General features: G+C 56.8%; 1 protein-coding gene. It reads right to left on the bottom strand.

What is annotated here, in order from left to right; all coding sequences use genetic code 11:
* Positions 1–441: MobF family relaxase (gene mobF, locus ABD841_RS40695; protein WP_344982449.1), on the bottom strand; the 441-nt coding region annotated here is incomplete at its 3' end.
* Positions 442–507 lie beyond the last annotated feature (66 nt).

Below are 507 nucleotides of genomic sequence, written 5' to 3'. Positions count from 1 at the left end.
GTCGTGGTTAAACAGTGCCATCACCAGATTACCGGTCAGCACCGTTTCTGACTGTCCGTCCGTCATCACCCGTGTGGAGGCCAGCGCCTCCACCTGACGAACAGCAAAGTCCACGGCCTGGTTATGTGCATCAATCAGGCGCTTATCGCCACCTAACATGGCCATCATGGAGACACTTTTGGGGGCGGAGAAGGTCAGGTCGTAGCCGGGACGATGCCTGTTACTGCCATCCTGCATGCGGCTTAGATCCGCTCCGTCCGGCAGCCTTCCCTCCAGAAGACGGGTAAAAACATCCTTATCGACACTGCCCTGCAGTCCCAGCTGTTCAGCCCCCCTGCCGGCCCAGCGTTCTCCCATGCTGCCCAGCACATAGTAATTATCCTTGTCGGTATAATAGTTACCGGCACTTCCGGCCGATCTGACCTGCGCGATACTCATCATCAGAAATCATCTCCCGGCTCAACATCCTCCCCGCGCTCCCGGTGCACATTAATGTTCACCTCTTCA

It is taken from the genome of Streptosporangium fragile (genome assembly GCF_039534445.1).
Classification (GTDB): Bacteria; Actinomycetota; Actinomycetes; order Streptosporangiales; family Streptosporangiaceae; genus Streptosporangium; species Streptosporangium fragile.
The sequence above is the reverse complement of the archived record's forward strand: the minus strand, read 5'-3'. Positions and strand labels throughout refer to the sequence as shown.